Here is a 14560-nt window from a genome sequence, read left to right on the forward strand (position 1 = left end):
ATGGATACCCTGATCCAGGCCTTCGGGCTCGTCTTCGCACCCGACGTGCTGATCGCGATCTTCGCCTCGGCCGTCTACGGGCTGGTCGTCGGGTCGCTGCCCGGCCTCTCCGCCACCATGGCGACGGCGCTGCTCGTGCCGATCACCTTCTATCTCTCGCCGGTCGCGGCGATCGCGACGATCATCACCGCCTCGGCGATGGCGATCTTCTCGGGCGACATCCCCGGCTGCCTGCTGCGCATTCCCGGCACGCCCGCCTCGGCCGCCTATGTCGACGATGCCTATGCGATGACGCGCAAGGGCGAGGCGGAGACGGCGCTCGGCATCTGCCTGTGGTTCTCGGCGCTCGGCGGCGTCGCCGGCACGCTCTCGCTGATGGTGCTGGCGCCGACGCTGGCCGAGTTCGCGCTCTCCTTCTCGACCTATGAGAACTTCTGGCTGGCCATGCTCGGGCTGATGTGCGCGACGCTGGTGGCCCGCTCCTCGCCGATCAAGGCGATCGCGTCCATGCTGCTCGGATTGCTGATCACCTGCATCGGCATCGACAATCCCGGCGGCGTGCCGCGCTTCACCTTCGGCTCGACCGACCTGCTCGGCGGGATCGAGGTGATTCCGGCGCTGGTCGGCGTCTTCGCGCTGGCCGAGGTGATGCGGGCGCTGACCGAGCGCGAGCCGCCGAAGCTGGAGCATCGCCGGCTCGGCAGCATCCTCAAGGGCCAGATCGAGCTGACCAAGAAGTACCCCAAGCAGCAGGTGCGCGGCAATATCGTCGGTATCATCATCGGCGTGCTGCCCGGGGCCGGCGCCGACATGGCGGCCTGGGTCAGCTATGCCATGGCCAAGCGCTTCTCGAAGACGCCGGAGAAGTTCGGCACCGGCCATCCGGAAGGGCTGATCGAGGCCGGCGCCAGCAACAACGCCTCGCTCGCCTCCGGCTGGGTGCCGGCCCTGCTCTTCGGCATCCCCGGCGACACGATCACCGCCATCGCCATCGGCGTGCTCTACATGAAGGGGCTCAACCCCGGCCCGACCCTGTTCACCCAGCAGGCGTCGAGCATGTACGCGTTCTACATCATCTTCCTGATCGGCAACATCATCATGATCCCGCTCGGCATCATCATGATCCGGCTGGCGAGCCGCATCGTCGGCGCGCCGCGCTCGGCGGTGATGCCGGTGATCATGGTGTTCTGCGCCGTCGGCGCCTTCGCCACGGCCGGCAACAATCTGTTCGCGGTCTGGTGCGTCGCCGCCTTCGGCATGATCGGCTTCGTCATGGAGAAGAACGGCTATCCCGTCGCGGCGATGGTGCTCGGCGTCGTCATGGGCACGATGGTCGAGCAGAGCTTCGTCACCTCGCTGATCAAGTCGGACGGGTCGATCCTGCCCTTCTTCAGCCGGCCGGTCTCGATGGTGCTGGCGTCGATGACGATCGCGGCGCTGCTCTGGCCGGTCTTCCTCTGGGCCTGGCGGCGCCTGGCGGCCCGGCAGGTCTCGATCGCCTGAGGCGCCGCTTCAGGCGCGCTCCGGCCCGGATCGGCTGCCCGCCCGAATCAGTGCTAGAGAGCGCGCATGAGCGATGCGCAGGAGGAGGGGCGGGAAGGCGGCACGGTCGACGTGCTGATCCCGCTCGGTCTCGACCAGGCCTATAGCTACGCCGTTCCGCCCGGGCTCGTCCTGGCGCCGGGCGATGTGGTGCAGGTGCCGCTCGGCCCGCGCGAGACGGTCGGCGTGGTCTGGGAGCGAAGCGCTGGCCGCGGCGGCAACCTCAAAAAGGTCACGGCCAAACTCGACATGCCGCCGCTCGACCCGGCGCTGATGAAGCTGGTCGACTGGGTCGCCTGGTACACGCTCGCCGCCAAGGGCTCGGTGCTGGCGCTCGCCCTGCGCCGCCCGCCGGATGACCGGCCGGAGCGGCCGAAGCTCGGCGTCAGGCTGGCAGGCGCGCCACCGGCGCGGATGACGCCGGCACGGGCCCGCGCCATCGCCGCGGCCGAAGGCGGCCTGCTGATCGGCAAGCCGGCACTGGCGGAAGCCGCCTCGGTCAGCATGGCGGTGATCGATTCCCTGGTCGATGCCGGCACCTTTAGCGTCGAGGCGCTGCCGCAGGAGGCGATCGCGGCCCGGCCCGATCCGGACCATGCGCAGCCGGTGCTCTCGGAAGCGCAGCAGGAGGTGGCGCAGGCTCTCGCGGCTGCCGTGCGGACGAAGGCCTACAGCGTTTCGCTGCTGGAAGGGGTGACCGGCTCGGGCAAGACCGAGGTCTATTTCGAGGCGGTGGCGGAAGCGATCCGGCTCGGACGCCAGAGCCTGATCCTGATGCCCGAGATCGCTCTCACCGCGCAGTTCATCGACCGGTTCGAGGCGCGCTTCGGGGTTCGGCCCGGCCTCTGGCATTCGGCGGTGAGCGGGCGAAGGCGCGAGCGCCTGCAGGCGGCGATCGCCCAGGGCGAGGCGCTGGTGGTGGCCGGCGCCCGCTCGGCGCTGTTCCTGCCCTATCGCGATCTCGGCCTGATCATCGTCGATGAGGAGCACGAGGCGGCCTACAAGCAGGAGGACGGCGTCGCCTACCATGCCCGCGACATGGCGGTGGTGCGCGGCAAGATCGAGAGCGCCCCGGTGGTGCTCGCCTCGGCGACGCCCTCGCTGGAGACCCGGGTCAATGCCGAGCGCGGCCGCTATGCCCATCTCAAGCTGCCCGAGCGCTTCGGCGGGCGGCATCTGCCGACGCTCGGCCTGGTCGATCTGCGCCGCGACAAGCCAGCGCGCGGGCGCTGGCTTTCGGCGGCGCTGATCCGGGAGATCGAGGTCAATCTCGAGGCGAAGGAACAATCGCTGCTCTTCCTCAACCGGCGCGGCTATGCGCCGCTGACGCTCTGCCGCGATTGCGGCCATCGCTTTCAGTGCCCGAACTGCTCGGCCTGGCTGGTCGATCATCGCTTCCGTCGCGCCCTGGTCTGCCATCATTGCGGCCATGTCGAGCGCCGGCCGCATGAATGTCCTTCCTGCCATGCGCCGGAGACGCTGGCGGCCTGCGGGCCCGGCGTCGAGCGGCTGGCCGAGGAGGTCGCGACCCTGTTCCCGCAGGCACGGGCGATCGTGCTCTCCAGCGACTTCCCCGGCGGCACCGAGCGGCTGAAGCAGGAACTGATGGCGGTGGCGGAAGGCGAGTTCGACATCGTCATCGGCACGCAGCTCGTCGCCAAGGGCCATAATTTTCCGGGCATGACGCTGGTCGGCGTGGTCGATGCCGATCTCGGCCTGACTTCGGGCGATCCGCGCGCCGCCGAGCGCACCTTCCAGGTGCTGCGCCAGGTGACCGGCCGGGCCGGGCGCGGCGAGAGGCCGGGGCGGGCGCTGCTGCAGACGCATGATCCGGCCCATCCGGTGCTGAAGGCGCTGATCTCGGGCGATCCGGAGCGCTTCTACGCCGCCGAGACGGCCTCGCGCGAGGCGGCCGGCCTGCCGCCCTTCGGCCGCCTTGCCGGGCTGATCGTCTCGGCGAGTTCGCAAGGAGAGGCCGAGACGCATGCCCGGGCGCTGGCGCGCTCAGCCGAGGCGCCGGCCGGCGTCGCCGTGCTCGGCCCGGCCGAGGCGCCGCTCGCCATCCTGCGCGGCCGCCACCGCATGCGCCTGATCGTCCGGACGACGCGGGAGATCGACCTGCAAGGCTATCTGCGGGCCTGGCTGAAGCGGGCGCCGCGGCCCAAGGGCTCGGTCAGGGTGGCGGTCGATGTCGATCCGCAGAGCTTTCTGTAGCGCAGAAGGCCTCTCGGGCGCCGCCGCTGGTGCCAACGCGTCGGTCGCAAAGTTGTAATTTACAACCATAGAGAGCATGTTACGTTGCGGTCACTCGCCAGGGGAGGGGGTGGCCATGATCGGGAAAAAGTCTTCGGAGAGGGCCTGGGCCGGGTTGGGCGTACTGTTGTTCGCGGCGTGCGGCGTGCTGCTCGCGGTGGATCATTTTTCGGCCAGGCGTCACCCCGCGGCCGATGCGGAGTCCTGCGAGGCGAAAGCGCAGGCGGGCAAGTCGGCCGCGAGCGACGAGAGCGGAAAGCTCCGGATTCTCGAAGTCTGGCCCGGGTCCCTGCGGCTCGGCGACCAGCTCTGCATCGTCGCGGCCGGGGTGTCGTCGCAGGCGAATGCCGATGCCCTCGCCGAGGATCTGGCGAAAAAGCGCGCTGCGATGGCGGCGCGCTCGACGGCCTTCAAGCTGGCCCAGAGCGCGGCCGCGGGGAAGGCGGAAGAAGCGCTGCAACTCGACAGCAAGGTCGAGGACGCCGTCGCGGCGGGGCAGCCGGTCGACGCGATACGGCGGACGGCGGCGCAAGCGCGTTCGCAGGCCGACACGCTGGTGAAGAGCGCCGGCAGCGAAGAGCAGAAATATCGCGAGGCCGTGGCCGAGGTGAATGGCGCCCGCATCGCCGCGGAACAGGAACCGGCGCCGGTCAGGGTGACCCTGTTCCTCGGCGGCAAGCGAGCAGGCCATCTTCATTTCGATGCGGCGGCCACCTCGAAGCCCCAGCCCCTGCTGTTCCGACTCGATTCCGAATTCGACGGCGGTTCCGACGCCGGCCGGTTCTGGCGCGACATCCTCGCCGGCGCGACCCAGAGCGGCGGCGATGGCCGGTGGAACGATCGCTACCGGCGGCTCAGCGTCGGCCTGTCGCGCCTGGAGGGGGCCAGCCCCGAGGCAAGGACGTCGCAGAGCGTCGACATCCTGATCTACCGGCTGTCGCTGGTCGGGCTGGGCGGCGCTGCGGCGGCCACCCTGCTGATCGCGCTCGTCCTGCTGGCGCGCTCGACGACATTGCTGCGCGACCATGCCGGCAAGGATGAAGGCGGGCTCCCGCAGGCGCCCTACAGCCTCGCCCGCTCGCAGCTGGCGATGTGGGGAGCGCTGGTGTTCTTCGGCTTCATCTTCATCTGGCTGACGCTCGGCCATGTGAACGGCATCCTGAACACCAATCTGCTGCTGCTGCTCGGCATCTCGGCGACGACCGGCCTGATGGCGACGCAGATGCCGACGCGCAGTGCGGCGCCGGCCGCTCCGGACGGCGCTCCCGCCCCGGTTGCCGAGCCGCCCAAGAGCCAGGGCTTCTTCAAGGACATCCTCCATGACGGTGCCGGCCCGACGCTGCCACGCATCCAGATGCTGGCCTGGTCGGTGCTGCTCGCCGTGATCTTCGTCTGGAACCTGGCGACAGGCTTCGCCTTCACCGATTTCGACACCAATCTTCTGATCATGCTGGGCATTGCCGGCGGCAGTTATGTCGCCTTCAAGCCGGTCGAGGCCGCGGCCCCGGTGACGGCGCCCGCCGCAGCCCCCGCTGCGGCGCCTGGTCAGGCGGTGCAGCCCGCGCAAGGCGATGCGGCCGGCGAGGCTGCGGGCTGACTCGCCGGCCGCGTCGCGCGGCTGGCGCATGGGCGCTTCCTTTGACCGCATCCAAAGCATGGGCCGCGCCGTCCCGTCGGGTTGCGCCCCCCAAATCCCCATGCTAGTGCACCGCCGCAATCCAAGCGCGGAACGCCCTGGAAAAGGGCGATCGGGCGCTTGATCATCGCAGCGTCGGGACCATGCACTCCACCTTCGCCCGAAGGTCGCCGGGGCGGTCCCTTGGAAGAGAGAGCGAGAGCGTGGCCCAGGGCGGATCGCAGGAACAGTCCCCTGTCTCGGGCGTCGCCGGGCGCTATGCCACGGCGCTGTTCGAGCTGGCCACCGAGGCCAAGGCGGTCGATGCCGTCGCCACGGATCTCGATTCCTTCAGTGCGCTGATCGCCGAGAGCGCCGATCTGCAGCGGCTGATCGGCAGCCCCGCCTTCTCGGCGCAGGAGCAGGTCGCCGCCGTCACGGCGCTGCTCGCCAAGGCCGGGATCTCCGGCATCGCCGCCAATTTCATCGGCCTCGTCGCCAGCAAGCGCCGCCTGTTCGCGCTGCCGGGCATGATCCGCGCCTACCGCGCCAGGGTCGCCGAGGCCAAGGGCATCGTCAGCGCCGAGGTGACGCTGGCCGAAGAGCCCTCCGCCGCCCAGCTCAAGGACATCACCGCGACCCTCAAGGGTGTCGCCGGCCAGGATGTCGCGCTTTCCGTGAAGATCGACCCGGCCATCATCGGCGGGCTCATCGTCAAGATGGGGTCGCGGATGGTCGATGCGTCCCTGAAAACCAAGCTCAATTCAATTCGTCTTGCCATGAAAGAGGTCGGCTGATGGACATCCGCGCCGCTGAAATCTCCGCGATCCTGAAGACCCAGATCAGCAATTTCGGGTCCGAGGCGTCCGTCACCGAGGTCGGTCAGGTCCTCTCCGTCGGCGACGGCATCGCCCGCGTCTACGGCCTCGACAAAGTCCAGGCCGGCGAGATGGTCGAGTTCGAGTCGGGCGTGCGCGGCATGGCCCTCAACCTCGAGAGCGACAATGTCGGCGTCGTCATCTTCGGCTCCGACCGCGAGATCAAGGAAGGCCAGACGGTCAAGCGCACCGGCGCCATCGTCGACGTGCCGGTCGGCAAGGAGCTGCTCGGCCGCGTCGTCGACGCGCTCGGCAACCCGATCGACGGCAAGGGCCCGATCAAGGCCAAGACCCGCGCCCGCGTCGACGTCAAGGCGCCCGGCATCATCCCGCGCAAGTCGGTGCACGAGCCGATGGCGACCGGCCTCAAGGCGATCGACGCCCTGATCCCGATCGGCCGCGGCCAGCGCGAGCTGATCATCGGCGACCGCCAGACCGGCAAGACCGCCGTGGCGCTCGACACGATCCTGAACCAGAAGACGATCAACGAAGGCACGGACGAGAGCCAGAAGCTCTACTGCGTCTATGTCGCGATCGGCCAGAAGCGCTCGACCGTCGCCCAGTTCGTGAAGGTGCTGGAAGAGCGCGGCGCGCTCGAGTACTCGATCATCGTCGCCGCGACCGCCTCCGACGCCGCCCCGATGCAGTTCCTGGCGCCCTTCGCCGGCTGCGCCATGGGCGAGTATTTCCGCGACAACGGCATGCATGCGGTCATCATCTATGACGACCTGTCGAAGCAGGCCGTCGCCTATCGCCAGATGTCGCTGCTGCTGCGCCGCCCGCCGGGCCGCGAGGCCTATCCCGGCGACGTGTTCTACCTGCACTCCCGCTTGCTCGAGCGCGCCGCCAAGATGGGCGACGAGGCCGGCAACGGCTCGCTGACGGCGCTGCCGGTCATCGAGACGCAGGCCAACGACGTCTCGGCCTATATCCCGACCAATGTGATCTCGATCACCGACGGCCAGATCTTCCTCGAGACCGACCTGTTCTACCAGGGCATCCGCCCGGCGGTGAACGTCGGCCTCTCGGTGTCGCGCGTCGGCTCGGCCGCCCAGACCAAGGCGACCAAGAAGGTCGCGGGCAAGATCAAGGGCGAGCTCGCCCAGTATCGCGAGATGGCGGCCTTCGCCCAGTTCGGCTCCGACCTCGACGCCGTCACGCAGCGCCTGCTCAACCGCGGCGCCCGCCTGACCGAGCTCCTGAAGCAGGGCCAGTTCTCGCCGCTGAAGATGGAAGAGCAGACGGTCGTGATCTATGCCGGCGTCAACGGCTATCTCGACCCGCTGCCGGTCAACAAGGTGCGCGCCTTCGAGGACGGGCTGCTCAGCCTCGTCCGCTCGAAGCACGCCGCGCTGCTCGGCGAGATCGCCTCCTCGAAGGATCTTTCGGACGCGAACGCCGCGAAGCTGAAGGAAATCGTCGAAGGCTACGCGAAGTCGTTCGCCTGACCATCGTTGCGAGCGGGGCGAGGCAATCCAGCCTCGTTCCGCCAGTCGTCTGGATTGCTTCGTCGCTGCGCATCTCGCAATGACGGGTAGGGGATAGAGATCGAATGCCCTCCCTGAAGGACCTTAGAAACCGCATCGCCTCGGTCAAGGCGACGCAGAAGATCACCAAGGCCATGCAGATGGTCGCGGCTGCGAAGCTGCGCCGGGCGCAGTCGGCGGCCGAGGCGGCGCGTCCCTATGCCGAGCGCATGGAGGCGGTGCTGGCCAACCTCGCCGGCGGGCTCTCCGGGAGCGCCGCGCCGCGGCTGATTTCCGGCACGGGCTCCGACAAGGTGCATCTGCTGCTGGTCTGCACGGCCGAGCGCGGCCTGTGCGGCGCCTTCAATTCGTCGATCGCCCGCCTCGCCCGCGACAAGGCGAACGCGCTGAAGGCCGAAGGCAAGACCGTCAAGATCATCTGCGTCGGCAAGAAGGGCTATGACATCCTGCGCCGGCAGTTCGGGGCCGACATCATCGAGGTGATCGACCTTCGCGCCTACAAGCAGCTCGGCTTCGCCAATGCCGAGACGATCGCCCAGAACCTGCTGGCGCGCTTCAATGCCGGCGAGTTCGACGTCGCGACGCTGTTCTTCTCGAAGTTCAAGTCGGTGATCGCCCAGATCCCGACGGCGCAGCGCATCATCCCGGCCGAGATCCCCGACGGCGCCAAGGTCACCGACGCGGTCTACGACTACGAGCCGGAAGAGAGTGAGATCCTCGAGACCCTGCTGCCGCGCAACCTGACGGTGCAGGTGCTGCGCGCGCTCCTCGAGAACGCTGCCTCCGAGCAGGGCGCGCGCATGTCGGCGATGGACTCCGCCACGCGCAATGCCGGCGAGATGATCAAGAAGCAGACGCAGCTCTACAACCGCTCGCGTCAGGCGATGATCACCAAGGAACTGATCGAAATCATCTCCGGCGCGGAAGCGCTGTAACCACCGAAGACAAACGCCGGCTCGCCGGTCGTCCGACACGCTGAACGCGAATCCGAGGTTTTAAACCATGGCCAAAGCCGCAACCAAGACCAAGACCGCCGACAAGCCCGCCGCCAACACCGGTACCGGCCGCGTCTCGCAGGTCATCGGCGCCGTCGTCGACGTCCAGTTCGAAGGCGAGCTGCCCGAGATCCTGAACGCGCTCGAGACGCAGAACCTGGGCAACCGCCTCGTCCTCGAGGTCGCCCAGCATCTCGGCGAGAACACGGTCCGCACCATCGCCATGGACTCGACCGAGGGCCTGGTCCGTGGCCAGTCGGTCACCGATACCGGCGCGCCGATCGCGGTTCCGGTCGGCGACGAGTGCCTCGGCCGCATCATGAACGTCATCGGCGAGCCGGTCGACGAGGCCGGGCCGATCATGACCTCGTCCACCCGCGGCATCCACCAGCCGGCCCCGACCTATGCCGAGCAGGCGACGGAAGCCCAGATCCTGGTCACCGGCATCAAGGTCGTCGACCTGCTGGCGCCCTACGCCAAGGGCGGCAAGATCGGCCTGTTCGGCGGCGCTGGCGTCGGCAAGACCGTGCTGATCATGGAACTGATCAACAACGTCGCGAAGGCCCATGGCGGCTACTCGGTGTTCGCCGGCGTCGGCGAGCGCACCCGCGAGGGCAACGACCTCTATCACGAGATGATCGAGTCGGGCGTGAACAAGAAGGGCGGCGGCGAAGGCTCGAAGTGCGCGCTGGTCTACGGCCAGATGAACGAGCCCCCGGGCGCCCGCATGCGCGTCGCCCTGTCGGGCCTGACCGTCGCCGAGGACTTCCGCGACCGCGGCCAGGACGTGCTGTTCTTCGTCGACAACATCTTCCGCTTCACCCAGGCCGGCTCGGAAGTGTCGGCGCTGCTCGGCCGCATTCCTTCGGCGGTGGGTTACCAGCCGACGCTGGCGACCGACATGGGCAATCTGCAGGAGCGCATCACCACCACCAACAAGGGCTCGATCACCTCGGTGCAGGCGATCTACGTGCCGGCCGACGACCTGACCGACCCGGCGCCCGCGACCTCCTTCGCCCACCTCGACGCCACGACCGTGCTGTCGCGCTCGATCGCGGAAAAGGGCATCTATCCGGCGGTCGACCCGCTCGACTCGACCTCGCGCATGCTGTCTGCCGCGATCGTCGGCGACGAGCACTACAACATCGCCCGCCAGGTCCAGCAGATCCTCCAGCGCTACAAGGCGCTGCAGGACATCATCGCGATCCTGGGCATGGACGAGCTCTCGGAAGAGGACAAGCTCGCCGTCGCCCGCGCCCGCAAGATCGAGCGCTTCCTGTCGCAGCCCTTCTTCGTCGCCGAGGTCTTCACCGGCTCGCCGGGCAAGCTCGTCGCGCTCGAGGACACGATCAAGGGCTTCAAGGGCCTGGTCGAGGGCAAGTACGACCACCTGCCGGAAGCGGCCTTCTACATGGTCGGCTCGATCGACGAAGCGATCGAGAAGGCGCAGCGCCTGGCCGCCGAAGCGGCGTAAGCGGGCTCCACAAACGTCATTCTCGGGCTTACCCTGAGAATCTCTGGACGAGAAAACGCTGGTTTCCGAGATGGCCGGGTCAAGCCCGGCCATGACGAGCCCGGGAGAGATTGCCGATGGCCACCTTCAAGTTCGAACTCGTCTCGCCGGAGCGCATCCTGTTCTCGGGCGATGTCGTCAGCGTCATCGTGCCGTCGGTCGAGGGCGAGATGACGGTGCTCGCCGGCCACGCCCCCGTCGTCGCGGCGCTGAAGCCCGGCATCGTCGTGCTGGTCCAGACCGATGCCAGCAACGGCAAGGAATTCTATCTTTCCGGCGGCATCGCCGAGGTCAACGCCACGAGCCTGACCATTCTCGCCGAACAGGCCCGCTTCATCGAGGACGTCAATCTCGCCGTGCTCGACCAGGAGATCCTGACCATCGAGACCCGCCATGCCGGTTCGCATGACGAGGCCGAGAAGAAGCGCCTGCACGACCAGCTCGCGCAGCTGCGCGAATTCCGCGGCGTCTTCGAGGATCGCAAGGCAGCCTGAGGCGCTCTACTGGACGAAAATTGGAAAGGCCGGGAGGAAGCTCCCGGCCTTTTTTTCGTTCTGGTGCCCAATGCCTATGGCGAACGTGCTCAGCTCGTCGACCCGGGCGATAGAAGCGCGAGAAACCCTCTCCTGTAAGGAGAGGGCAGGGTGAGGTGTAGGCCCTGTAACCAGTTCCGTGAGCGCTCACCGCGCGGCCAGTTTCAGGCCAACGTTTTCAGTCCGAACACCTCACCCCTGCCCCTCTCCTTACAGGAGAGGGGTTCCCCGAGCCTGAGAGGACGAGCGGCGAAGGCAGCCTCAGGCCGCGATCGCGTCGGCCAGCGCCACCACGCGCTTGGCCATCTCGGCGTGCAGGCGCTCGATCATGCGGCCGTCGAGCTGGATCGCGCCCTTGTCGGCGTTCTGCGGCTGCTCGAAGGCGGAGATGATCGCCCGGGCCCGCGTCAGCTCGGCCTCCTCCGGCGCGAAGGCGGCGTTCGCCGTCGCGACCTGGCCGGGATGGATCAGGGTCTTGCCGTCGAAGCCGAGATCGCGCCCCTGCTCGCATTCGGCCCGGAAGCCGGCCTCGTCCTTGAGGTCGTTGTAGACGCCGTCGATCACGTCGAGCCCATGGGCGCGCGCCGCCAGGATCGCAGTGGTGAGCCAGGGCAGCATCGGCGCCCGGCCGGGCACGAAGCGGGCCCGGGTCTCCTTGGCGAGGTCGTTGGTGCCGAGCACGAAGCAGGACAGCCGCGTCGCCGGCTCATGCGAGGCGCGGGCGATGCGCTCGCAGTCGAGAATGGCGAGCGGCGTCTCGATCATCGCCCAGACGCGGGTTTCCGGCTTGGCCCAGAGGCCGGTGAGCCGGTGGCCGATCTCGGCCAGGGTCTCGGGCGAGGACACCTTTGGGATCAGGATCGCATCCGGTCCCGCCTCGGCCGCGGCGGCGAGATCGGCGTCGAACCAGGGAGTGTCGAGACCGTTGACGCGGATCACCAGCTCGCGCCTGCCATAGCCGCCGGCCTGGACGGCGTCGCAAACCTGCTGCCGGGCGAGCTCCTTGGCCTCGGGCGCGACCGCGTCCTCGAGGTCGAGGATCAGCACATCGGCGGCGATCTCGCGGGCCTTTTCGAGGGCGCGCGCGTTGGAGCCGGGCATGTAGAGTACGCTGCGGCGCGGGCGGATATCGGTCATGACGACACTCCTGACGGTTCTTATTGCGGCGCACACTAAACGCTGCGGCCTCGAAACGTCACCCCCGCAGGCGAAAATTCGAGGATTCGAGCATGAACTGGGTCGCCGGGGTCGATGGCTGCAAGGCAGGCTGGATCGCGGCGTTCTGCGATGCCGGCTTCAAAAACCCGCCTGTCATCAAGGTCTTCCGGGAGTTCGCGTCGATCCTGAAGGATGATCTGACGCCTTCGATCATCGCAGTCGACATGCCGATCGGACTGCCGGATTGGATCGAAGGACGCGGGCGCGGTCCCGAAGACGCTGCACGCGCCGTGCTCGGGCGCCGCAGAGGCTCGGTTTTCAGCATTCCGTCCCGAGCCGCCGTCTATGCGGTCGACCGGCCCGTCGTCGGGATGGGCGATATCGCGATCTCGCATGCGGCCGCCTGCGGGCTGGCGCGGGCAACCTCGACCCTGAAAGCCGGCTTCAGCCGTCAGGCGTTCATGATCCTCCCGAAGATCCGCGAGATCGACCGCCTGCTGCAGGCGGCGCCTCAGCACCGGCATCGTATCAGGGAAATCCATCCGGAAGTCGCCTTCTGGTCGATGAACCATGGCCGGCCCTTGCGCTTCGGCAAGAAGCACCCGGCCGGTGAAATGGAGCGCATCGCGCTGCTCCGGACGCAGGGCCTGGCCGAGGCGTGGATGCTGCCAGCTCCTCCCAAGGGGGCCAGGCGCGACGATCAGATCGACGCGCTCGCGGCCCTGGTCGTCGCCCGGCACATCGCCGCCGGGCGCGGAAAGCCCTTTCCCGATCCGCCGGGACGCGATAGCCACGGTCTTCCCATCGCGATCTGGAGCTTCGTGCCGGATCGGTCCGCTCCGCAGGAATCGCCCATGCCAGACCAGCCCGTGCCGCGCCCGATGATTGAGGCCGCGGCTGAACGCATCGCCGGCCACGCCCGCACCACCCCGGTGATGCGGCTCGGCACCGGCGCCTTCGGCTCGCGCGCCGATGTCTCGCTCAAGCTGGAATGCCTGCAGCATGCCGGCTCGTTCAAGACGCGCGGCGCCTTCAACAACCTGCTCTCGCTGGACGTTCCGGCCGCCGGGGTCGCTGCCGCCTCGGGCGGCAACCATGGTGCGGCGGTGGCCTATGCGGCCGGCAAGCGCGGCGTCAAGGCGACGATCTTCGTGCCGGAGATCTCGCCGCCCGCCAAGATCGAGGCGATCCGGCGCTTCGGCGCCGAGGTCCGTATCGGCGGCGCGCAATATGACGACGCGCAGGCGGCCTGCGACAAGTTCGTGGCCGAGACCGGGGCGCTCAAGATCCACCCCTTCTCGGCCAAGGAGACGGTCGCCGGCCAGGGCACGCTCGGGCGCGAATGGCAGAGCCAGGAGCCCGATCTCGACACGGTGCTGGTCGCTGTCGGCGGCGGCGGGCTGATCTCGGGCATCGCCGCCTGGTTCTCCGGCACGCATGTCAAGGTCGTCGGCGTCGAGCCGGAGGGCTCGCGCGCCTTGCAGGCGGCGCTGGAGGCGAAGGCGCCGGTCACGGTGACGGTCGCCTCGGTCGCGGCGGATTCGCTGGGCGCCCGCAATGTCGGCCAGCTCGTCTACGATGTCTGCGAAGGCGCGGTCGACCATGTCGCGCTGGTGCCGGATACAGCGATCACGCAGGCGCAGAAGGTGCTCTGGCGCGACTTCCGGCTGGCGGTCGAGCCGGGCGGCGCGGCGGCGCTGGGCGCCCTGCTCTGCGGCGCCTACAAGCCCAAGCCCGGCGAGCGGCTCGGCGTGCTGGTCTGCGGCGCCAATGTCGATCTTTCCCGGCTGCAGGAGGTCGCGGGATGAGCGGCGCCCGCATCGCCAAGGGCGGCAAGGCGATCTACGGCGCGCCGCTCGGCATCCTGATGCTGGAGGCGCGCTTTCCGCGCATCCCCGGCGATATGGGCAATGCCGGCACCTGGCCGTTCCCGGTGCTCTACCGCGTCGTTTCGGGGGCGAGTCCCGAAAAGGTGGTGCTGAAGGGCGCCGCCGGGCTGCTGCCGGATTTCGTCGCGGCGGCTCAGGAACTGGTCCGGTGCGGGGCCGAGGCGATCACCACCAATTGCGGCTTCCTCTCGCTGTTTCAGCAGGAGCTCGCTGCCGCCGTCGGTGTCCCGGTCGCGACCTCCTCGCTGATGCAGGTGCCCTGGGTGCAGGCGACCCTGCCGCCGGGCGAGCGCGTCGGCCTCGTCACCGTCTCGGCGGCGACCTTGACGCCGGCGCATCTCACCGCCGTCGGCGTGCCGGCGGACACGCCGGTCACCGGCACCGAGAATGGGCGCGAGTTCTTCCGGGTGCTGATCAAGGCCGAGAAGGACGACATGGACGTCGACCTCGCCGAGCAGGACGTGGTCGAGGCCGCCCGGAATCTCGTCGCGGCGCATCCCGAGGTCGGCGCGATCGTGCTCGAATGCACCAATATGCCGCCCTATGCCGCGGCCGTGCAGGCGGCGACCGGGCTGCCGGTCTACGACATCTATTCGCTGATCAGCTGGTTCCATGCCGGTCTGCGGCCGAGGAGCTTCGGCTGAAGGACGGCTTTACGCCCGCCCCCGTTGCAGCGCACAATCGCGCTTCCGCTGCG

Annotated in this window: 11 protein-coding genes; 10 read left to right on the top strand and 1 reads right to left on the bottom strand. The window is 68.6% G+C overall.

The window, feature by feature from the left end; all coding sequences use genetic code 11:
• The 8 genes from V6M56_RS05280 to V6M56_RS05315 all read left to right on the top strand — a co-directional run bounded on the left by V6M56_RS05280 (position 1) and on the right by V6M56_RS05315 (position 10777).
• Positions 1-1503, top strand: a complete 1503-nt coding sequence (locus V6M56_RS05280) for a tripartite tricarboxylate transporter permease (RefSeq protein ID WP_332681864.1) — start codon at positions 1-3, stop codon at positions 1501-1503.
• 66 nt (positions 1504-1569) lie between these two features.
• On the top strand, positions 1570-3756 hold the full coding sequence (locus V6M56_RS05285) for a primosomal protein N' (protein WP_332681865.1): 2187 nt from the start codon (positions 1570-1572) through the stop codon (positions 3754-3756).
• A gap of 115 nt (positions 3757-3871) precedes the next feature.
• Positions 3872-5392 carry a hypothetical protein gene (locus V6M56_RS05290; RefSeq protein WP_332681866.1) on the top strand — a complete coding sequence of 507 codons (1521 nt, stop codon included), beginning with the start codon at positions 3872-3874 and terminating at the stop codon, positions 5390-5392.
• A gap of 242 nt (positions 5393-5634) precedes the next feature.
• Positions 5635-6207 carry a F0F1 ATP synthase subunit delta gene (locus V6M56_RS05295; protein WP_332681867.1) on the top strand — a complete coding sequence of 191 codons (573 nt, stop codon included), beginning with the start codon at positions 5635-5637 and terminating at the stop codon, positions 6205-6207.
• Positions 6207-7736 (top strand): F0F1 ATP synthase subunit alpha, encoded by a 1530-nt coding sequence (gene atpA / locus V6M56_RS05300; RefSeq protein WP_332681869.1) that lies wholly within the window; start codon positions 6207-6209, stop codon positions 7734-7736. Before V6M56_RS05295 ends, atpA begins: the two co-directional genes overlap by 1 nt.
• Positions 7737-7840: 104 nt before the next feature.
• Positions 7841-8710: a F0F1 ATP synthase subunit gamma gene (locus V6M56_RS05305; protein ID WP_332681870.1), complete on the top strand. Its 870-nt coding sequence runs from the start codon at positions 7841-7843 to the stop codon at positions 8708-8710.
• A gap of 67 nt (positions 8711-8777) precedes the next feature.
• Positions 8778-10244: a F0F1 ATP synthase subunit beta gene (atpD, locus tag V6M56_RS05310; protein WP_332681872.1), complete on the top strand. Its 1467-nt coding sequence runs from the start codon at positions 8778-8780 to the stop codon at positions 10242-10244.
• Positions 10245-10360: 116 nt separating this feature from the next.
• Positions 10361-10777, top strand: a complete 417-nt coding sequence (locus V6M56_RS05315; protein WP_332681873.1) for a F0F1 ATP synthase subunit epsilon — start codon at positions 10361-10363, stop codon at positions 10775-10777.
• Between the two features lie 300 nt (positions 10778-11077).
• On the opposite strand, the gene V6M56_RS05320 is transcribed toward V6M56_RS05315, so the two are convergent.
• Positions 11078-11953 (bottom strand): HpcH/HpaI aldolase/citrate lyase family protein, encoded by an 876-nt coding sequence (locus V6M56_RS05320; RefSeq protein ID WP_332681874.1) that lies wholly within the window; start codon positions 11951-11953, stop codon positions 11078-11080.
• Positions 11954-12045: 92 nt separating this feature from the next.
• On the opposite strand from V6M56_RS05320, the gene V6M56_RS05325 reads away from it, so the two are divergent.
• Entirely contained in the window at positions 12046-13782 is a 1737-nt protein-coding gene (locus V6M56_RS05325) for a serine/threonine dehydratase (RefSeq protein ID WP_332681876.1), read from the top strand.
• A complete protein-coding gene (locus tag V6M56_RS05330; RefSeq protein ID WP_332681877.1) occupies positions 13779-14507 on the top strand; it encodes an aspartate/glutamate racemase family protein in 729 nt (242 codons plus the stop codon). Before V6M56_RS05325 ends, V6M56_RS05330 begins: the two co-directional genes overlap by 4 nt.
• Positions 14508-14560: the final 53 nt, after the last annotated feature.

Origin of the sequence: Allobosea sp., assembly GCF_036675845.1 — a bacterium.
Lineage (GTDB): Bacteria > Pseudomonadota > Alphaproteobacteria > Rhizobiales > Beijerinckiaceae > Allobosea.